Here is a 20,579-nt window from a genome sequence, read left to right as displayed (position 1 = left end):
CGCCATTGCGCGGCGTTGTGTTCTACCGAAAGCGAATTAACCTACTTTTTGTTGAGCATCGCCCGCATCGCGGCAATATTCGCGCTGGCGGTTTGCTGCCGTTGCTGCACCGACGGTTTCACCTGACGGTCTTCCCAGATTAAGTCGTCTTGCGGTAACTCCAGTAGGAAGCGGCTCGGCTCACACTTAACCTGCTCACCATATTGGCGGCGCTCTTTACACAGAGTAAACACTAACTCACGCTGAGCACGGGTGATCCCCACGTAGGCCAGACGGCGTTCCTCTTCGACGTTACCCTCATCCAAGCTGACTTGGTGCGGCAGTAGACCCTCTTCGGCGCCCACCAAGAACACCACCGGGAACTCCAACCCTTTGGAGGCGTGCAAGGTCATCATCTGCACCTGATCCAGCTCTTCATCTTCGCTGGAACGCTCCATCATGTCGCGCAGAGTCAAACGGGTAACCACCTCTTTCAGAGTCATCGGCTCTTCCAGATCGTCACCTTCCACCATCGCGGTGATCCACTTGTACAGTTCAGAGACGTTCTTCATCCGCATCTCCGCCGCTTTCGGGCTTGGCGAGGTGTCGTACAGGAAGTCTTCGTAGTTGATCTCGCGCACCATATCGCGCAGCGCGGCGATGGTGTCGCCGCGTTCGGCGCGGTCGCCAAGTTCCACCAACCAACGGGTAAAGATCATCGCCGTTTCCGCGGCGCCGCGGGGCAGCACTTGCTCAATCTCAGGATCAAAACAGGCGGCGAATAGGCTGATCTGTTTGCGGTTGGCCAGATTGCCGATCTTCTCCAGCGTCGCCGGCCCCATGCCCCGTTTCGGCACATTGCAGATCCGCAAAAACGCATTGTCGTCGTCAGGGTTAGTCAGCACCCGCATGTAGGCCATGATGTCTTTGATCTCGGCGCGGCTAAAGAAGCTGGTGCCGCCGGAGATCTTGTACGGAATGCGGTTGGTCATCAGCGCTTTTTCAAACAAACGCGACTGATGGTTACCACGGTAAAGGATGGCGTAATCCTTAAACTTACCGTGATTCATAAACTTGTGACGGATAAGCGTAGCCACTACCCGCTCCGCTTCGTGATCATCATTGTTGGCGCTGATCACCCGGATCGGTTCGCCGTATTGCAAGTTGGCCTTCAGGCTCTTGTCGTAGACGTGCGGGTTGTTGGCAATCAAGATGTTGGCGGCTTTCAAAATGCGGCCGTAGGAGCGGTAGTTGTCCTCCAGTTTCACCAACTGCAGATTGGGGTAGTCTTTGCCCAGCAACACCAAGTTCTGCGGCTTGGCGCCACGCCAGGAATAGATCGATTGGTCGTCATCACCCACCACGGTAAAGCGGGCACGTTCGCCCACCAGCAGTTTCACCAGTTCGTACTGACTGGTGTTGGTGTCCTGATACTCATCCACCAGCAAGTAGCGGATCTTGTTCTGCCAGCGCTCACGCACTTCACTGTTGCCCGCCAGCAGCAGCGTCGGCAGCATGATCAGATCGTCAAAGTCGAGGGCGTTGTAAGCGATCATATGATCGCGGTAGCGGCCATACAGCAGCGCCTGTTCGCGCTCGCCGGGATCGGTCGCCAGCGCCATCGCTTTGTCCGGCATCACCAGATCGTTCTTCCAATCGCTGATGCGACTGATCAGCCGTTGCAGCAAGTCTTTGTCGTGATCGTACTCGGCCTCGGTTAGCTCTTTTAACAGCGCCAACGAATCCTGATCGTCAAACAGCGAAAAGCCGGGCTTTAACCCCAACACTTTGTGTTCGCGGCGGATGATGTCGAGCCCCAAGGTATGGAAAGTCGAGATCCGCAACCCGCGCGCTTCGGCCTTACCCAAGGTACCGGCCACCCGCTCGCGCATCTCCCGCGCGGCCTTATTGGTAAAGGTCACCGCGGCAATGTGTCGAGCTTGATAGCCACACTGCTGGATCAGGTAAGCGATCTTATTGATGATCACTCGAGTTTTGCCGGAGCCAGCACCAGCCAGCACCAAACAGGGGCCAGAGACGTAAGTAACCGCTTGCTGCTGGGCGGGATTGAGTTTCATCACGACAACCTTGTAGAACTTTCAGAGTCGGGGATTCTAACCAATTTACTGACTTACGCACGCGCTATTGCGACGCGGATTTTGATATTCTAGGAAAAAACCAATGCAAGGAAATGGCGATGATCCCTCCACAAAAATTGGAACAACTGGCTCGACAATTGGCCGATAACCTACCGCCGGGACTAAAAGCCGGCGCCGAAGATTTTGAGCTAAAAGCGCGTACGCTGCTGCAAAGCCAACTGATGAAGCTCGACCTGGTATCCCGTGAAGAGTTTGACCGCCAAACCGCGGTACTCGCGAAAACTCGGGCGATGGTAGAAGCGTTAGAAGCGCGCTTGGCGCAGCTAGAGCAAGCCGACAAATCCGCCGCGGAATAACCGCCAAGGCGGCCGGCAAACCTTGCCCGCCGTCACTGGTGGCAACTGCATCAAAGCCGAGCTCCGCTCGGCTTTTTCAGTGATCCTAGCCGCAACTTAACGGCCATCTGCTTGGGCGATCACCTGTATCGGCGTACAGTAGTTTTTACTCAAACTGTTATCGTAGTAAGTGAATCCCATGAGAGTGTTGCTGCCTCTGACGCTGCTGGCCACTTTGGCTGGTTGCGCGCAAACGCCTGATCCTGAGCCCTGTGTCTGTGAACCGGCCTTTCAACAGCCCAGTTACAGCGAATGCCCATCGGTAACCTCGCCATCGACCCCAAGCGCCGACCAGATCGCCTTCACCAAGCTGATGCAATACTTAGCCAACAAGGTGAAACAAGAGTGGGGGGAAGATGAATATCTGGTGGCCGGTAAGCACCACTACGTGAAATACATCGACAGCTATCGTACCCGCGCCCACATCGACTTTGATAAGGGCAAAATTTGGGTGGCCACTATCGCCCAAGATCAGCCTAAAACCCACCTGCAACAAGCGATTGTCGAAACCCTGCTGATGCCAGCGGATCCCAGCAAGGTTGACCTGTTCAGTGACAAAAACATCGCCGCCAGCGGCAAACCGTTTTTGTTGGGGCAAGTGGTCGATCACGATGGCAAACCGATCGAATGGCAGTGGCGTGCCAACCGCTATGCCAACTACTTGCTAGAAAATCGGTTAAGCAGCAAGCCAGTGCGCCGTGGCAAGGTCTACTACGTCGAAATTGACATGGTGAGCGACCACGAAAGCCAGCGTGAGTACCAATATGCCCACCTGATCCGCGATGCCGCCAAACGCTATAACCTTAGCGAAGATCTGATCTACGCCATCGTTAAGACCGAAAGCAGCTTTAACCCCTACGCGGTCAGCCACGCTGGCGCTTATGGCTTGATGCAGGTGATCCCGAAAACCGCCGGCGCCGATGTGTTTAACCTGGTTAAGGGGCGTAATGACATCCCCACCAAGGAATACCTGTTCGATCCCGCCAGCAATATCGATACTGGCGCCGCCTACTTCCACATCTTGAAGACCCGCTATCTCAAGGAAGTACAGAACTCGACCTCGCTACACTACTCAATGATCTCTGCCTACAACGGCGGTACCGGTGGGGTGTTGTCGACCTTTGACAGCGACCGCAAGCAAGCGATGCGGGAACTGAACGCCCTGCATCCAAATCAGTTGTACACCGTGCTAACCACCCAACATCCGAAAGCGGAAGCCCGTCGATACTTGGAAAAGGTGCTGAAATTCCAGAAGGAATTTAACCAAGGCACGATGTAAGCCGGTTGCTTAACGCCATAAAAAAACGCCACCTCAGTTAAGGTGGCGTTTTTGCTGCTAGCTTGGGCGTTTAAGCCATGGTCGCGCTTGGTCGAGTGTCCTCGTCACGCACCATATGCAGGAAGTGCAGGTGTTTCTCGTATTGATCGAGAATGTCCCCAAGCACCTGCTCCTTGTTCCAGCCCATGACGTCGTAATCTTTACCGCCTTCGGTCAGGTGAACTTCGGCGCGGAAGTACTTACTGTCTTCGTCGCTGTCGTCACCGGTTAAGGCAAACGCAGGGCGCATGTAGGCGGTTGGGATCACGTGATATTCAAAGTCATGCTCGTCACCAAGCAGCACTTTCAGACTGATCGCGTGAGTGTCGTCATCCAACGTCACCAGCACCTCGACCCCGCTCTTACGCAGCTCGCCGGCAACCATCTCCATCGCGGCGGTCACGGTGTCATCGATAAAGCGGTTCACATGGCCACGACGAGGGAACTGCATCATATTGCGCAGACGGCGATCCCACGCCATCGAGTTGCGAGTGGCCGCTGGGGCCAGGTTGGTTTGCTGCAAACTGTCGCGCTTGTGCAGATCGATCCGCAGCGCTTTGAGTAGACCGTAACTGGCCACCAGCAACACAATCGAGAACGGCAAGGCACTGGCGATGGTCGCAGTTTGCAGCGCCGCCAGACCGCCAGCCAACAGCAACACCACCGACACCACGCCAATCGACGCCGCCCAGTAGATCCGCTGCCACACCGGGGTTTTATCGTTGCCGCCCGAGGCCAACATATCGACCACCAAGGAACCGGAATCCGCCGAGGTAACGAAGAACACCACCACCATCATCATCGCGATGGTCGACAGCAGGCCAGAGAACGGGAACTGCTCAAGGAACACAAACAGCGCCAATGAGGAATCTTGACTGATCATATCGGCCAAGGCTTGCTGGCCATGGTGCAAAATCATGTCGATGGCGCTGTTACCAAACACCGTCATCCACGCCATGGTGAAACCGGCTGGGACAAACAACACCCCAGACACGAATTCGCGAATGCTACGCCCGCGAGAAATACGGGCGATAAACATCCCCACAAACGGCGACCATGACATCCACCAGCCCCAGTACAGCAGGGTCCAGCCACCGAGCCAATCGGTCGGTTCATAGGCGTACAGGTTGAAGGTCTTGGAAACGATCTCCGATAAGTAGCTGCCAACGTTCTGAACGTAGCTTTGCAGCAACAACACCGTTGGCCCCAACAACAGCACCAGCAGCATCAAGATCACCGCCAAGCCCAAGTTAAGCTCCGATAGACGGCGAATCCCTTTATCCAAACCGGAAACCACCGAGATGGTAGCCAACGCGGTAATGGCGATGATCAGCCCCACCTGCACCTGCGCGCTGACCTCGATACCGAATAGGTAATTCAGACCAGAATTGAGCTGCAACACGCCATAACCGAGCGAGGTCGCCACCCCAAAAATGGTGCCCAAAATGGCAAAGATATCGACCGCATGCCCTGCCCAACCGTAGATCCGATCGCCAATCAGCGGATACAACGCCGAGCGCAGGGTCAGAGGCAAACCATGACGATAACTGAAAAACGCCAGAATCAACGCCACGATGGCGTACAACGCCCAAGCATGCAGGCCCCAGTGGAAGAAGGTTAACTTCATCGCCTCGCGGGCGGCTTCAACCGTGCCGCCCTCGCCGATCGGTGGGGTCATAAAGTGCATCACCGGCTCGGCAACACCGAAGAACATCAAACCGATGCCCATCCCCGCCGAGAACAGCATCGCAAACCAACTGCCAAGGCTAAAATCCGGCTCGGCGTGATCGGGACCAAGCTTAATCTCGCCGTATCGGGATAACCCCAAGTACGCCACCAGCAGCAGGATCAGCGCCACCGCCAAGATATAGAACCAACTGGCATTGGTGATGATCGACGCCTGCAGCGCCGAGAATTGCTGCGAGGCCAACTCAGGAAACAGCGCGGTAAAGCCGACCATCAATAGGATCAGCAGCGAAGCGCCAGCAAACACCGAGCGATTTAAGCTGGATTGCGGCGAAGTGGATGCGGATGCATCACTCATGGAACCTCCGAAGTCATAACTGCGCTCAGCATCCAGCTGAGCAATGACTCTAGTGCGACAAATGTAGCCCCATCCTAGCTACATTTTTGCAACGCGCAATTTAATTCACTGCAACTGCGCAACAATACAACCACAAGCCACCAACTTTATTCCCCCTGACACAGTAACTGCTCAATAACAACCGTTACTGCAGTCAAAACCGTTAATCAACATTGCTTATCGAACGGCCACCGAAATCAATGGCGTCACGTTACAGCGCGGGCAGTAGCGATAAACTTGCTGACAAACATCAGCTTTCGGACATACCCTCGGGCTGTCTGTTGTGTTGATTATTGCCGTCATGTCGACCCCGCCCCCTACCGCTGTTAACACTGATAATCCAACGTCGCCGCAACCCTGGCTTAAGTTTGGCCAATTTTTCGCCATGGTAGCGCTGTGCCTGCTGGCCAACCTGATCGAATGCCAGCCCGCGTTGTTAGCCCAGTGGCCACAACTGACAATTAGTATCGCTTTTATGGCGCGAGTCGCACCGATGGTAATGGTGATGATCTGGGTGTTAGCGCTGCTGCACCAGTTATTGACTCAAACCATCCCGAATCGTCAGTTCAGTGGCCACAACCGCTTCAGTCACGGGGTGTTATTCAGCTTAATCACCCTAATCGTCGGTGCCACCCAGACGCTGATATTAGTGTTGCCAATCCTGTCGCAACTGTCCGTGCGTCAAAAACTGCTAATGTTAACCGCTGGCTTCAGCTCAACCGGTGGCCTTACCTGCCTATCGGTGGCAGCTTTTGGCTATCTCCCCAACCAACTGCTGCTGGCATCGATACTGCTACCGCTGTTTTGCACTTCAGTGCTGGCACTGGTGTTGGGACGCGATCCCCAGCCGCACCCAATCGATCTGCATGTCAGCCAACAGAACCTCACACAACGTTTAGTCAGCTATACCGAGGCGGGCTACAAAACCATCGCCAATCGCTTGCTGATCATCGCCGCCTTTGAGTTGCTGCTGTTCTACTGGCCAACCGACTTATACCGCTTCGATGGTCTAGTTCATGCCATCGGCAACGGCTTAGACTGGCTCGGCTACAGTGCCGACGAAGCGCAACAACTAGCGCCGTATTGGTTAACCAAGGTGTGGTTGAATAAGGATTTAGCACTGGGAGCATTAGCGCCGCTGCCGCTGTTTTCAGAGCTTAACTATCTGCAACAACTGGCGTTGCTGTGCATCCTCACCAATATGGTGTCGCTAACTGCACTGCTGATCATTAGCCTTAATATCTTCGCCATCTGTGGCCGCAACGGTTGGCAACTGCTGCGGAGCGTGCCCGCCGCTATCGCTGCTGCCTTTATTGGTACTCATCTGTTGGTAGGACTGCTACTGCTGCCAAGCTAAATCATTGTTGCCATAGGGCAACAGTGATTTGAGAGAACCGATATATATCAACAGTCGCCAGCCAACTACCATTACCGCCTGCCCTGCTTTGGGCGCCCATCGCAACAGATTAAGGATGCATTAATGAAAAAGTTGGTTGTTATCACCGGCGCAAGCTCTGGTATTGGTGAAGCGATTGCCCGTCGCATGAGCGACGCCGGCCACCCGCTACTGCTGCTGGCGCGTCGTATCGACCGTCTGCAAGCCCTGAACCTGCCAAACACCCTGTGTGAGCAAGTAGACGTGACCGATCGCGCCTCGTTTGAAGCGGCAATTGCTAAAGCTGAAGCGCAGTTTGGCCCAACCGACTGTATCGTTAACAACGCCGGCGTAATGCTACTAAGCCAGCTGGACGTGCAAGACGCCGATCAGTGGAAGACCATGTTCGACGTTAACGTGATTGGCCTGATGCACGGTATGCAGGCGGTACTGGCACCAATGAAAGCCCGCCAGTCCGGCACCGTGATCAACATCAGCTCCATCGCCGGTCGCAAAACCTTCCCGAACCACGCCGCTTACGTCGGCACCAAGTTTGCGGTGCACGCGATCTCAGAAAACGTTCGTGAAGAAGTGGCCAACAGCAATGTACGAGTGACCGTCATCGCCCCAGGCGCGGTGGAAACCGAACTGCTGTCGCACACCACTTCCGATGAGATCAAAGCCGGTTACGAAGATTGGAAAACCGCCATCGGCGGCGCTCTAGTGGCCGACGACATCGCCCGCACCGTCGAGTTTGCCTACCGGCAACCGCAAAACGTGTGTATCCGCGAAATCGTAGTGGCAGCGACTCGCCAAGAGCCGTAATTGCGCCGCTTTACAAGTTCGTTAACTCAACGCCCCGCTGCTGGGGCGTTGTTGCATTGTGGGGGTGGCGCCGCAACTGATTAGCTACCACTCTGCTAAACCAATCGGCAAACAACTTGATGCTGGGTTCGTAGCGACGCCGACTCTTGCAACAAAGGTAGTAGCTCAGCCCCGACGGGCAGCTTGGTAAACCGACATCAATCAAGCGACCATCGAGCAGATCTTGACTCACCGACATATGGCAAGAGAGCGCAATGCCGTAGTTTCGCTCTGCCGCCTCGGTAGTCAGCAACACATGGTTAAAGGTGCGCGTCTGCTGATATTTGCTCGGTGTCACTCCGTTATGGGCAAACCAACGTTGCCAATCAGAGCCCATGTAATCGCTGGCAACCAGCAAGGTATAGCGATTCAATTCGGCCACGGTCAGCGGCCGTTGCTGCGGCAAGATCTTGGCACTCGCCACTGCGATCAGCTGCTCTTCAAACAACAACTGGCTGTGGTAGCCATCACTCCCAGGCTCCACCGTAATAAACAGATCTGCCACCTCATCACACAATTCTGGATGGCTCACGCTGAGCACGATCTCAACATCGATGTCGGGATAGAGCCGATTGAACTGATCTACTTGATACAGCAAGTAGCGGGTTGAAAATGAAGGATAACTGGCGATCCGGATCTTATCTTTGCTGGTACCAAACTGGCCCAACGCATACAGCTTATCGAAGATCGGAAGCACTTCGCTGGCCAGCCAATGGCCTTTGGCCGTCAACGCTACCTGCGCCCCTTGTCGCAAAAACAAGGGTTCGGCGTAAAACGATTCAAGTAACTTAATTTGCTTAGACACGGCCCCTTGGGTAATCGCCAGTTCTTGCGCCGCCAAACTGAAACAACGGTGGCGAGCGCAAGCATCAAAGACTTGAATGGAGCGTAACGGCGGCAATCGAAACATAATGCGACAGGGCGGATTGACCACCATCAAATAACAGTGGCGGCTCCTTGGGCCAATTTAGTTTGAAAACAGTGCGGCAATCATAGCAAACCGGCGATAACGCAATACGAGAGTCCCATCACGATATAATCCGGTCAGCCACTGCGATATTCACAATACTATTTAAGCAGCCTAAATAATAAAAAGCGGCAGCCATCCATTATCGCTGCCGTTTATTTTAATTACGCCAAATTATTTAAATTCTGGGTAATCAAACTGGTGACAATTATTGCAATAGAGTTTCGACTCTTGGTGCTCACTATGACACGCAGAACATTCAAGGCCATAGCCATAGTGGAACGAGTAATGCGGATTGGTGTCCAGATAATATTGGCTTTCCGGTTGCTTCACCGCTTCACGCAAATCCTCTAGCGAGCCGTGACAATTTAAACAACTGGCGTTGCTTGGGATCGTCATGTTGGCGTCGATGTGGCAATCCTGGCACTCAAGGCCGGCATCGGTATGGTGCTGCTTGAGATCCATTGCTTGCGCCAATGGGGCGATCATCAAACCCGCTAACAGGGTGGCAATAATACGTTGTTTCATGTCTGTTCCCTTAACCCAAAGAGGCAATGTGTTTAGCGGCAATACGGCCCATCACCAGCGGATCGGTCGTGCCTACGCCACCCAAGCGACTGGCACCGTGACCACCGGAAGAAACTTCACCAACGGCATACAGCCCTGGGATTGGCTTGCCATCGGCCATCGCCAATACCGACGCATTTTGATCAATGGCCGCACCGCCCATGGTGTAGTGGATCCGGTTACTTAGACGTTGCGCATAAAACGGCGCTTTGCCGATCGGCTTTAGGTTGGTGATGTACTTACCGAACTCGCTGTCATCGCCCGCCAACACCGCGGCGTTATACCGCTCAACTTGGGCCAAGAACGGCTTGACTGGGATCCCATAATGTTCCGCCAAAGCTTCCAAGGTATCGAACGCCTTAACCGCACCGGACTTAACAATGCGACGCCGACGGGTTGGCGTAATGCCGGGATCGTTATGGCCGGTTTCATCGCAGAACAGCACCGGATAAGCGTCTGGGGTGCCTTTTAAGATCTCGATAATGGCGTTGGCGCGATCGGTACGATCGCCGGTTTCATTCATAAAACGCTCACCGGTATTGACGTCAACGGCGATGCCATGGGTATAGCCAGCGTACGGCGAATAATCTGGTGAGTTGCCATAGCCCGGCTCATCCGGCGAGCACCACGGCCCCAATTGGATGTAAGACAGATGGCGACCGACCCCACCGACTCGCAACATCTCTTTCAATCCTTGGGCGGAAGCGCCGGGCTGATTGGTGTGGCCAACCGAGGCATCTAAACGCGGATCTTGCAGTAACCGGAACTGAACATCGGCAGCGTAACCGCCGGTGGCGATGATCAATCCCTTCTTGGCTTGAATGCGTTTCTCAACACCGCTGCCTGGGCGTTGCCACTCGTGACGATCCAGCACACGAATGCCAACGGCGCTGCCGTTGTCCATCAAGATCTCTTCCATGGCACAACGAGAGCGGAACTGAGCCCCGAGTTGCTCGCCTTTCTCCCGCAGCGGAATGGTAATATCGGCGCCGGTAGAGCGATGGCCGAGCTTCACCCGTGGTACCGAGTGGCCACCGTAAAGGTACACCCCATCGATAAACTTAACCCCATGGGACACCACCCACTCGTATGCCTCTTTCGAGCCATAAGCGATGGCGTGAGCCAGTTCAGGGATCCCCAAGCCACGACCAGCCTTAAGCAAATCTTGCTTATACAGCTCGGCGCTGTCTTCAATCCCCAACTTGGCCTGCTCTGCCAACCCTGCCACGGCAAGGCCAGAGCCATTTAAACAAGAGTTGCCACCAAAGGTTGGCATCTTCTCGACCACCAGCACGCTCATGCCCAATTCACGGGCTTGCAGCGCCGCCGCCAAGCCGCCGAATCCTGAGCCGACAATCACCACATCATAGCTTTCATCAAAGTGGTGTTGCGCCGGAGCCTGCGCCCGCGCCGGTAAAGACAGAGTCGCGCCACCAATCCCGGCGATCGTGGCCGCTTTTAGGATGGTGCGTCGCGAATGATTAATGGTTGTATCGTTCATCATGACTCTCCTCAAATGTTCGAGGCCATCTTAGGCAAGCCACAAGTTTGCAAAGCCAAACGAAATCACATTAATTTCAGCAAATTAGGAACAAAAGTCATAACCTTAGGAACGAAATTCCTTGCCCGTCGACAGGCGTTTCTGTGGCCTTGGCTTGGCTCAACCGCCACAAACATTATGCCAATCACCACACGCGGTGTTGGTTGGCTCATACTTTTAAAAAAGCCGGCTTAATTTTTTTCAACCAAATACCAATGGCGATTATTTGCGCCATCGCAATCAGCTCGACAACAACTGCATCTTATTCATCACGATTGCGCTATAACGGCATTCTCAGTCCAGTCCCAAGGCGCGCTAACTTTGCTACCATCGCGCTATCACTATTGCTGGCGACGCTAATGCTAAACCAACTGAATTTAAGCGACATTCGCACCTTTATTCTGATCGCCGAACTGGGCAACTTCACCAAAGCCGCCGAGGCACTGCAGGTGTCGCGCTCGCACGTATCACGGCAGATCAGCGCCTTGGAAAAACAGCTTGGGGTGACGCTGTTGATCCGCACTACCCGCTCGCTGACCTTAACCCAAACCGGACAGCAACTGTTTGCCGAGTGCCAGCAGGCGTTAAAGCAGATGGAACAGGCATTACTAGCGGCGGTGGATGACAGCCAGCAGGTGCGCGGCCTGATCCGCATCAACAGCGTCGGCGGCCATATCGGCGAGGAGTTTATCGCCCGCTACGTTGCCGAATTTATGCAGTTGTACCCAGAGGTGACCATCGATCTCGACTTTAGCAGCCACCGCATTGACCTGATTGAAGATCAGTTCGATATCGCGATTCGGATGGGGGATTTAGAGGACGCCGGTTTCGTTGGCAAACTGCTCACCAACATCGCCATGAGTACCCTCGCTAGCCCCGCTTATCTGGCCCAACACGGCGAGCCGCAACAGCCGAAAGCGCTGCTGCAACATCGGATCTTGATGGGCACCGTTGGCCGCTGGCGCTATCAAAGCGTCAACGATCCCAAGCACACCGCCGAGGTTAATCTGAAAGGGCAGCTAATCAGCAAAAACGGCCGAGTGCTGATCGCCGGCGCTCTTAACGGCAACGGCATCATTCGGGTGCCCACCCTGTATTGCCCCGCCGAGATCGCCGCCGGTCGCTTAGTGGCGGTGATGACCGGGTGGCAGATCCCGTCGGTGCCGCTGTACGCCATCTACCCCAAAGACAACTACTTGCCGCGCCGCCTGCGGGTGTTTCTGGATTTCTTAAACGAGCGGGTACAGCAAGATCCACGCTGGGTATAACCACTGACAGCTAACCGCCAAAAACAACAAGGCCACTGCGATTGCAGTGGCCTTGGTCGTTGCAGCAAATGCAGAAGGCAAACCGTCTCAATCAAGACGTTCAACGCCACTGCCAGTGGTCTCTAACAGTAAGTTGAACAACGCCGAGTGAGACGGTTTAAAGCCGCATTACACCTCGAAGCTGTTAAGCAGGTTGGCTTGACCTTTGTAGGCCACCGGATTGCTCTTAATCACCAAGTTTGGCTTGGTTTTCGAGGAATCTGGCAGACCCGGCAGATCAGCGTTGTCGCCATACAGGGCGCGCAGTTCGCCGATTTCGCCAAAGTCGATGGCACGCAGTGGGCACGACTCCACACAGGCTGGCTTGCGACGCTGACTTAGCGGAATGCTCAAGTCTTTGTCGATGCGGTCAAAACAGCCATCACACTTGGTCATTACCCCGCGTTCGCTGTCGAACTGCGGCGCATCGTACGGACACACGCGGGCACAGGTGTGACAGGCGGCACACATGTAATCGTCGATATGCACAAAGCCATCGGACTGACGCTTGTGCATCGCCTTGGTTGGACACTTCTTAACGCAGATTGGATCAGAGCAGTGGTTACAGGCAACCGAGGCGTAAAACGCAAACACGCTGTTGGCGCCAGAGAAACTGCCATTGGCGTTAACGCCAACGTTGCCGCCGCCAAACTCATACACGCGGCGCCATTTGCCGTCGATCGGCATGGTTTTGTTTGGCGCTTCGCCCGGCAGCACGCTGCCCGCCGCCAAGCGTGAGTTGTCATCTTTACAGGCTACATGACAGGTCTTACAGCCGGTGCACTTTGTGGTGTCGATATAGAAACCGAATTGAACGGATTTAGTCATTGTTTGGCTCCTCTATCTTACGCTTTGGCAATCTTGACGCGGATGGTGTGCTGGGTGTTACCACGGCCTACCGGTCCTGGGTGGTACTTGGTTAGGGTATTGGTACAGCCGCCAGTATCTTGCTGTTCGCCAGCCGTGGCCTTGTACCAAGCGCCTTGCGCCAGTGCCACACAGCCCGGAACCACCCGTGGGGTCACGCGAGCGCGGATCAGCATTTCGCCACGCTTGCTGGTAACGGTGATGGTGTCGCCGTCGGCCACTTGGTACTTGTCGGCATCCATCGGGTGGATCCACGCGCAGTCTTCCACGGCATCACGCAGCCACTTCACGTTGTGGTAAGAAGAGTGCACCCGGCCCTTGGTGTGGTAACCCACCACCTGCAGCGGGAATTGCGCCACTTCAGCATCGCCAGTGGCGGTGCCATCGGACTGGAAGCCTTCCCAATGCGGTACGTATTTTGGCAGCGGATCAATGGTATCTACTGCGGTCACCACGCCACGCTCTTGGTCTTTAAACAGCTCACGAATGCTGGCGTCTTTGGCCCAGTTAAAGGCGTAGATCTCAATCTTGCCAGTCGGGGTTTTAAGCGCTTTACCTTCGTTCACTAGGCCGCTTAGGCACACTGGGCCGCGATCCGGCGCGTGGCTGCGGAAGAAGCCTTGGGCCTGCGCTTCGGCGTAGGTCGCTGGCAGTTTCAGTGCTGCGTTGGCTTTGTTATCGCGAGTCTGGGCGTACAAATGGTCCAGCCACGCCGCCGAGTCTTTGTGACCTTCGGTATAAGCCGCTACATCGCCGCCAGAGGCCTCAACGATGCCCAGACCAATCTCGTACATGTTCTTGGTGGCGTTGAAGAATGGCTTCAGATCGGTCGACATAAAGGTGATGTAACCGGTCTCGCCCGACGCGTAGGAATCGTTAGCCAGATCGTTGGACTCCAGCCAGGTGGAATCCGGCAGTACGTAGTCCGCCATCATCGCCGAAGAGGTCATCCAGCAATCGGTCACCACGATAAGCTCTGGGCCGTGGCCCTCTGGGGTGTCACCAACGCGCTTCAAGACATCACGGGTGTAGTTGGCGTCAGCGTGCTGGTTCAAGATGGCGTTACCGGCAGAGCAGAATACCGCTTTGATCTTGCTTGGCAGCTTGGCATCAACATCCGCCAACCCTTTCACCGCGTGGCTGCGGTAAGACATCTGATCGCCGCGTTCTACCGCTTCCAGCCAGTCGAAGAAACAGATGGTGGCTTGCACTGGGTTATCGCCAATGCCCAAACCGGCTACCGGCAAGCCGTAGTTGCTTGGCAGTTCACCGTTGTTGGTGCCCGGCTGACCCAGCTTACCGGCCAGTACCGACAGCATGTACATTGAGCGCATGTTCTGCTCGCCGTTGGCCTGACGGTTCGGACCGGCGCCAATGGAGATGTACGGGTTGGAGGACGCCATCAGACGCTTAGCAACATCGCGGATTTCCGCCGCTGGCGCACCACAGATCGCTTCCGCCCACTCAGGGGTTTTCGCTTGGCCCTGGTACTTGCCCAGGCCCATGATGTAATCGTGGTAGTTATCGGCTGCCATCTGCTCGGCGGTCATGCCGGCTGGGATCAGCTCTGGCTTGGCCGCCAGTGCAACTCGGATCGAGGCCGCGTCGTAACCGACGGTGAACTGATCGATAAAGCCACGGGAGTGTTGCTCAACCCAACCGGAAGCGATCATCTCGTACGCCATCGCCGCTGCCATCGCCGCGTCGGTGCCCGGACGCACTGGCACCCACTTGTCCTCTTTACCCAACATCGAGTCGGTGTAACGCGGATCCACCAGCACCATGCTGAACTGCTTGCCGCTGTCGCGACGATCTTTCACCGCATTGAGGAAGTCGTACTGCTCGCCCGAGCCGGACATGCGGATCTCAAATGGGTTGAAACCAAAGCCCAAGAAGAAATCAGAATCGCGCAGATGACTTAGACGGCTGCCCTTAGTACCGCCGGTTTCCGCACCAAAGGTTGCCGGGGCCGCCACGTTCAGTGCCGCCCAAGAGTAGTTGGAGTAGTAGTTCAAGAAGCCTTTTTTATCGGCCGGACCGGCGTTCACCAGCGCTCGACGGATGGCGTTACCAGAGGCAAAGCCGTAGTAGGCACCAGAAACGTAGTGGTGGTAGATCGACTCGGCGCCGAAGTCGGTTTTCAGCTGACGTACTTTGGCGCCAATTTCGTTAAAGGCCTGCTCCCAGCTGATCTCTTGCCATTGGTTGGCACCACGTTCGCCAACGCGCTTCAACGGTGACTTGATGCGATCTGGCGCGTAGTTGCGCTGACGCAGGGAACGGCCACGCAAACAGGCGCGTACTTGGTGGTTGCCGTACTCGTCGGTTTCCGCCCAATCGGTTTCCACTCGGGTACAGATCCCATCAACGGAGTACACCTTCAGTGGGCAGTTAGAGCCACAGTTCACCAGACACGCGGTCCAGTTCAGCTTCTCTTCGGCAGCCACGGTTGCGGCTTGGCCAGCACCTTTGCCACCACAAGCGCTGATGCAGCTTACCGCGCCAGCGGCGGCGCTCAGTTTCAAAAAGTCACGTCTTTGCACGATCTCACCTTTAAGGCAGTCATCAATTCATTGGCTTGCGCTCACTTGCAACTGCAAGCGAACCGCATTCATTGAGAGAGATAGTGGCAAAAAGCGTCGCTTTGAAACGTAAACTAGCTGACATTTGAGTGGAAATGAGCTCTCACTTTAGAGGTATACGGGGCGAGCTAAATCACAAAATTTCCGAAGCGGAAAAACAGTTCATCGATAGCGCAATAAAACGTGATCTGGCGCAATGGAGTTATTAAAATCCACCAACATTGATTCAACCTGTCGTTAAACTGATAACGACAATGCCGGCTAACACCTCCGCCATGACTCAAGCCTTAAAGCCCACCAGTGAAATCCACAGCTTGTCGCAGCAACTGCACAAAGCGCAGATCCCGACGGTGATTGTCGATGAACTGCTAAAGAGTGCCTTTGGGATCTCGCTCAAGCGTGGCGACCGCTTTAGCCCCAGTTTGGATGAGGGGGTGCTGATCTACGTTCGCAGCGGCTGCTTGCTGGAAGTGCTGACGGTCAGCGACGAACTGCAATGCGCCTCATCGGTGTGGACCAGTGGCTACATTCAGGTTTGTTTGGCCAACAACCGCAACCGCTTTCAGCATCACCACAACTACTATCACTGCCTGTTTGACGCCGAACTGCTGGTAATCAACAACGCCACCATCGAACGACTGCTGCCGCAGTGCCCACAACTGGGCAATTTTGTGTTGGCGCGGGCGGCGGAGTGTTTGCATCTAAGCCACAATATGGCGCTGCTGCGATCCAGCCTCGATAAACGACAGAACATCATCTTGCGCTTGCTGATCCTGCACATTCGCACCAACGGCGATCGGCTCAAACTGACCATCGATGATCTGTGCCTGCTCAGCAATACCACCCGCCAATACTGCAGCGAGGTGGTTAAGCAGCTGCACAGCAGCGGTTTGATCGACAAAGGCTACGGCTATCTGTCAATCAAACAACCGCAAGCACTGCAGCAGCAGATCCCCGCCGAGGTACTGCAGTTTTTAAGCCATTACATGTCATTAAAAAAGCCGCGCTAGGCGGCTTGGTGTTGGAACTGACGCGGCTATTCGCGACCAAGCAGCCAGTTTGGCTGGCTGACCAAACCCACCACCTGATCCGGCGCAAAATCCGGAGCGTAATCGTCCAGCTTTAAGGTGATCTCGCCGCGCTCGGCATCGAAGTTGACCACGGTGCCGATACCACGGCGACGCGGCAACAGATGATCCACCTGCTGGGCATTACCTACCTGCTCAACCCGGCCGGGCGCCATCACCACAATCGGATCGCACAAATGCAGGGTTTCAGCAACGCTGTGGCTGATAAAGATGATTGGCAGTTTGTGGCTCACCCGCTGTAGGAAGCCCAAAATCTTCTGCCGCGAATCAACATCCAGCGCCGCCAGTGGCTCGTCCATCAGCAGCAGTCGCGGTGCGGCGATCAGCGCCCGCGCAATCGCCACCCGCTGCCGTTGCCCCGCCGACAACGACGGTGCTGGCTGCTCCAACAATTCGCTAAAGGCGCACTCCTTGGCCAGCTCATCAATGCCAAAGATCGGATGCTTAGCCTGTCGCAGCGCCAACTGCAGGTTTTCCCGCACCGTCAGATGTGGGAATAGGCGGCTGTCTTGAAACACCATGCCGATGTTGCGTTTATCCGCGGCGACGAACAAGTTGTTGCGGCTGTCCTGCAGCACCTCATCGTTGACCACCACGGTGCCTTTAAGGCCATCTTCAAGGCCACACAGCACCCGCAGGATACTGGTTTTACCAACCCCGGATGGGCCGAAGAAGCCAATGGCCCCGCGCAGCGGCAGATCCAATTCAAAGTTAAACACGAAGTCGCCAAGGCGTCCGTGCAAGTCGATATGCAGACTCACATTGCCCCCCAACTGCGCTTGCGGCGATCCATGCCAACGTAGATAAACAGCAGCATGGTCAGCGACATCAGCAACAAGCCGCCCGCCAAGATATGGGCACTGGCGTAATCAAGCGCTTCAACGTGTTCAAACAAAGCGATGGCGATCACTTGAGTTTCCCCAGGAATGTTGCCGCCAATCATCAGCACCACCCCGAACTCGCCCAAGGTGTGGGCAAAGCCAAGCAGACCGGCCAACACAAAGCTGTGGCGCGTCATCGGGAACACCACATAGTGAAACCGCTGCAGCTTGCCCATGCCGAGGGTCGCCGCCGCTTCCAATTCACTTTTGCCCAAGGTGACAAAGCTCGATTGCAACGGCTGCACCACAAACGGCAGCGAATAGATCATCGAGCCGATCACCAGACCGGTAAACGAGAACGCTAAGGTCGAACCGGTGAGCTCTTGATAAAACGCCCCCGGCGCATACAGCGGTGAGAACAGCAGCAACAGATAGAAGCCGAGCACCGTCGGCGGCAAAATCAGCGGCAAACAGACGATCGCTTCAACGAAGGGACGAATGCGCGCGCGGCTGTGGGCCAGCCACCACGCCAGCGGCGGCGTCACTACCAGCAGCAACAAGGTACTGATGGCGGCCAGTTTTATGGTTAAAAATAGCGCCTCAAAATCGGCTGCACTTAGCATCAAGTCATTGTTCTCTGGTGATTAGCGCCGACCAATTTCGGCGCCAACTGATAATGCCATAGGGATTAGGCTACGGCTTTATTTATACAGCGGCAGCGCGTCCGCGGTCAGATTTTGGGCCTGCATTAGGGCATTCAGCACCTGTGCCGTCAGCTGCGCCATGCCGCGGTAAAAGCCGCTGTCCGCGCCCTGCTCGATACAGGCTAACCAGCGTGGTGCCCACGGCATCAGATGTTGGCTTAGCAATTCATCGACCGCTTGCAGATGTTGCCCCTGCAGCAACTGCGACAACACCCCGAGCATCAACCCGGCGTGATCCAGCGGCTGATGCGAGTCCAGTTGCAGCTCAATCTGCCAGCGCTTTAGGAACTGGCTAAAGGCGATACTGGTGACGCCAAACAGCAGGTTTTCTTTGTCGGTGTAAACGCTGCCCCACGGGTAAGCCAACATCTCTCCCGGGCCCACAAACAACCGGTAGTAGTCCCGTTCAATTTGCTCATCGGTCAACTCCGCCAGTGATTGGCTGATCAGCGCCAGCGCTTGCTGATGCTCGGCTTCGCTGGCCAGCAGCGGCCAGCTTGCCAGCAGTTCACTGTCACGAAAGTTGGCCAAAAACGCTGGAGTCGGCTTATGAAAATAGAGGTTATGCAGCACACCGCAGATGGCGGCAGCATTGGCAAAAGTAGCGGGTGATGTCATCAAAGTTCCGTTATCGGTGTTGCTCTAGATAGTGGATGATATCAAAATAAGACTTTGTTAACTCACTCCCGCCTGAAACGCTTTACGTCACCTTGCTGGTTTACTGATAATATAGCGCCACTTTTCCTGGCTTAATGTCCATATCGATACTGATAGCCTTTAAATATGCATCCATTAGTTCGGCCACTCCCTGATAAAATCCAGTTTTAGAATTTTTCTTAAGCTCACTGATAAAACAACCAACCCAAGGTAACAAATGCACCCCAAGCAATTCCTTAGCAACATTAGCTCTATTATTTGCGAACAACAAAGATAATGCACCAAAAATTAATCCAACGTGATCTAACGGCTGATTTTTATCAAGTTCAAACTCGACCCCATTCAATTTATAAAACTGCTCAAGTAAAGATGTAGTCTTCCCAAATAATAGGTTGTCTCTGTCAGTATACACAGATCCCCAAGGATAAGCCCCTTTTGTGCCGGGACCGACTAACAAATAACGATAATCCGCCAATAAAGCATTGTAATTGTCATTTTCTAATGAGCCATTGATTAACTGTATCCCTTTGATAGAGTCCACATCATTTAACGGCCAATATTTAAACAACCCACTTTGTTGATATTCTTGATAACCATTTGACGTTGGCATTTTAAAAATTAAACCATGAAAAATGCCAAAAACAGATGCACAAATATCTTTATCGAAACTATTCATAATAATTACCATTGGCTAGGAGGAACACCTCCCAGCCAATTATTCAATTAATTACACTTCACGAGGATTCATAATGGAGCCATCATTTCGGCTTGAACTAACATTATGAGTAACCAACAAATTTGGCTTGGTAATGTGACTGCTTGGTAATGGATAAATATCACCAGTCGTCGCTCCTGGATAACGCTCACGCAACTCTTCCATCAGCCCAAAGTCCAATGCTCGAAGTGGACAGGAGGTAACGCACAATGGCTTTTTACCTTGCTCTACAAGTTCGTAACAGCCATCACACTTAGTCATCACCCCTTGGGTTGCGTCCAATTGTGGCGCATCGTATGGGCAGGCTTTGGAACAGCTCTCACAACCGATGCAAATCGAACTATCAAGAACAACTAGGCCATTAGCTTGACGCTTGTGAATGGCACCAGTTGGGCATGCTGCCAAACAAACAGGATCGCCACAGTGATTACAGCTAATCGAAACATTATACGCAAATACGTTATTAGTATAGGTACCTTTATTAGAATCTAAAATAGAGAACCTGCCTCCTCCATATTCATAAACACGGCGCCACAATACTTTTGGATTTAATTCATTCTTATCTTTGCATGCGACTTGGCAAGTTTTACAACCGCTGCATTTCCGCGTATCAACATGAAAACCATACTGAGTTAATTGAGTCATTTTAAT

18 protein-coding genes are annotated in these 20,579 nt (G+C 54.2%); 6 read left to right on the top strand and 12 right to left on the bottom strand.

Going from position 1 to position 20,579, the window contains the following annotated elements; translation table 11 throughout:
- Window positions 1-41 precede the first annotated feature (41 nt).
- The gene (rep, locus tag G506_RS0108530) at window positions 42-2,057 is read right to left on the bottom strand and encodes a DNA helicase Rep (RefSeq protein WP_028116499.1); all 2,016 of its coding nucleotides are present in this window, start codon (window positions 2,055-2,057) and stop codon (window positions 42-44) included.
- A gap of 119 nt (window positions 2,058-2,176) precedes the next feature.
- On the opposite strand from rep, the gene G506_RS0108525 reads away from it, so the two are divergent.
- A complete protein-coding gene (locus G506_RS0108525) occupies window positions 2,177-2,434 on the top strand; it encodes an accessory factor UbiK family protein (protein WP_028116498.1) in 258 nt (85 codons plus the stop codon).
- A 178-nt stretch (window positions 2,435-2,612) separates the two neighbouring features.
- A complete protein-coding gene (gene mltC / locus G506_RS0108520; RefSeq protein WP_028116497.1) occupies window positions 2,613-3,752 on the top strand; it encodes a membrane-bound lytic murein transglycosylase MltC in 1,140 nt (379 codons plus the stop codon).
- 70 nt (window positions 3,753-3,822) lie between these two features.
- Here the strand turns inward: mltC and betT are convergent, their stop codons facing one another.
- Window positions 3,823-5,835, bottom strand: coding sequence for a choline BCCT transporter BetT (betT, locus tag G506_RS0108515; protein ID WP_028116496.1), 2,013 nt, complete (start codon window positions 5,833-5,835; stop codon window positions 3,823-3,825).
- 424 nt (window positions 5,836-6,259) lie between these two features.
- Here betT and G506_RS0108510 point away from each other — a divergent pair, with 424 nt between their 5' ends.
- Together G506_RS0108510 and G506_RS0108505 are read left to right on the top strand one after the other, a co-directional pair.
- The gene (locus G506_RS0108510) at window positions 6,260-7,231 is read left to right on the top strand and encodes a hypothetical protein (protein WP_156904850.1); all 972 of its coding nucleotides are present in this window, start codon (window positions 6,260-6,262) and stop codon (window positions 7,229-7,231) included.
- Between the two features lie 123 nt (window positions 7,232-7,354).
- Window positions 7,355-8,074 (top strand): SDR family oxidoreductase, encoded by a 720-nt coding sequence (locus G506_RS0108505; protein WP_028116494.1) that lies wholly within the window; start codon window positions 7,355-7,357, stop codon window positions 8,072-8,074.
- A 10-nt stretch (window positions 8,075-8,084) separates the two neighbouring features.
- Here G506_RS0108505 and G506_RS19280 read toward each other — a convergent pair whose 3' ends face one another.
- From G506_RS19280 to G506_RS0108490, 3 genes are all read right to left on the bottom strand, one after another.
- Window positions 8,085-9,023 (bottom strand): LysR substrate-binding domain-containing protein, encoded by a 939-nt coding sequence (locus tag G506_RS19280; RefSeq protein ID WP_240473405.1) that lies wholly within the window; start codon window positions 9,021-9,023, stop codon window positions 8,085-8,087.
- Between the two features lie 231 nt (window positions 9,024-9,254).
- Window positions 9,255-9,608: a cytochrome c3 family protein gene (locus G506_RS0108495; protein WP_028116493.1), complete on the bottom strand. Its 354-nt coding sequence runs from the start codon at window positions 9,606-9,608 to the stop codon at window positions 9,255-9,257.
- Window positions 9,609-9,618: 10 nt separating this feature from the next.
- Entirely contained in the window at window positions 9,619-11,148 is a 1,530-nt protein-coding gene (locus G506_RS0108490; RefSeq protein ID WP_035387168.1) for a flavocytochrome c, read from the bottom strand.
- A 398-nt stretch (window positions 11,149-11,546) separates the two neighbouring features.
- Here G506_RS0108490 and G506_RS0108480 point away from each other — a divergent pair, with 398 nt between their 5' ends.
- Window positions 11,547-12,455: a LysR family transcriptional regulator gene (locus G506_RS0108480; protein WP_028116490.1), complete on the top strand. Its 909-nt coding sequence runs from the start codon at window positions 11,547-11,549 to the stop codon at window positions 12,453-12,455.
- Window positions 12,456-12,623: 168 nt separating this feature from the next.
- Here the strand turns inward: G506_RS0108480 and G506_RS0108475 are convergent, their stop codons facing one another.
- Together G506_RS0108475 and G506_RS0108470 are read right to left on the bottom strand one after the other, a co-directional pair.
- Window positions 12,624-13,322, bottom strand: coding sequence for a 4Fe-4S dicluster domain-containing protein (locus G506_RS0108475; protein WP_028116489.1), 699 nt, complete (start codon window positions 13,320-13,322; stop codon window positions 12,624-12,626).
- Window positions 13,323-13,339: 17 nt separating this feature from the next.
- On the bottom strand, window positions 13,340-15,904 hold the full coding sequence (locus G506_RS0108470; RefSeq protein ID WP_028116488.1) for a DMSO/selenate family reductase complex A subunit: 2,565 nt from the start codon (window positions 15,902-15,904) through the stop codon (window positions 13,340-13,342).
- Window positions 15,905-16,197: 293 nt separating this feature from the next.
- On the opposite strand from G506_RS0108470, the gene G506_RS0108465 reads away from it, so the two are divergent.
- Window positions 16,198-16,953 carry a Crp/Fnr family transcriptional regulator gene (locus tag G506_RS0108465; RefSeq protein WP_028116487.1) on the top strand — a complete coding sequence of 252 codons (756 nt, stop codon included), beginning with the start codon at window positions 16,198-16,200 and terminating at the stop codon, window positions 16,951-16,953.
- A 26-nt stretch (window positions 16,954-16,979) separates the two neighbouring features.
- Here the strand turns inward: G506_RS0108465 and G506_RS19275 are convergent, their stop codons facing one another.
- The 5 genes from G506_RS19275 to G506_RS0108440 form a co-directional block, all read right to left on the bottom strand.
- Entirely contained in the window at window positions 16,980-17,792 is an 813-nt protein-coding gene (locus G506_RS19275; RefSeq protein ID WP_051202005.1) for an ATP-binding cassette domain-containing protein, read from the bottom strand.
- Window positions 17,789-18,475 (bottom strand): molybdate ABC transporter permease subunit, encoded by a 687-nt coding sequence (gene modB / locus G506_RS0108455; RefSeq protein ID WP_035387167.1) that lies wholly within the window; start codon window positions 18,473-18,475, stop codon window positions 17,789-17,791. Before modB ends, G506_RS19275 begins: the two co-directional genes overlap by 4 nt.
- A gap of 78 nt (window positions 18,476-18,553) precedes the next feature.
- Window positions 18,554-19,174 carry a TorD/DmsD family molecular chaperone gene (locus G506_RS0108450; protein WP_028116485.1) on the bottom strand — a complete coding sequence of 207 codons (621 nt, stop codon included), beginning with the start codon at window positions 19,172-19,174 and terminating at the stop codon, window positions 18,554-18,556.
- A gap of 100 nt (window positions 19,175-19,274) precedes the next feature.
- Window positions 19,275-19,889: a TorD/DmsD family molecular chaperone gene (locus G506_RS19270; protein ID WP_169628087.1), complete on the bottom strand. Its 615-nt coding sequence runs from the start codon at window positions 19,887-19,889 to the stop codon at window positions 19,275-19,277.
- Window positions 19,890-19,940: 51 nt separating this feature from the next.
- Window positions 19,941-20,573 carry a DMSO/selenate family reductase complex B subunit gene (locus G506_RS0108440; RefSeq protein ID WP_028116484.1) on the bottom strand — a complete coding sequence of 211 codons (633 nt, stop codon included), beginning with the start codon at window positions 20,571-20,573 and terminating at the stop codon, window positions 19,941-19,943.
- Window positions 20,574-20,579: the final 6 nt, after the last annotated feature.

Origin of the sequence: Ferrimonas senticii DSM 18821 (assembly GCF_000422665.1) — a bacterium.
GTDB classification, from domain to species: Bacteria; Pseudomonadota; Gammaproteobacteria; order Enterobacterales; family Shewanellaceae; genus Ferrimonas; species Ferrimonas senticii.
Note: the sequence above shows the minus strand (reverse complement) of the source record. Positions and strands in the feature narration are given on the sequence as shown.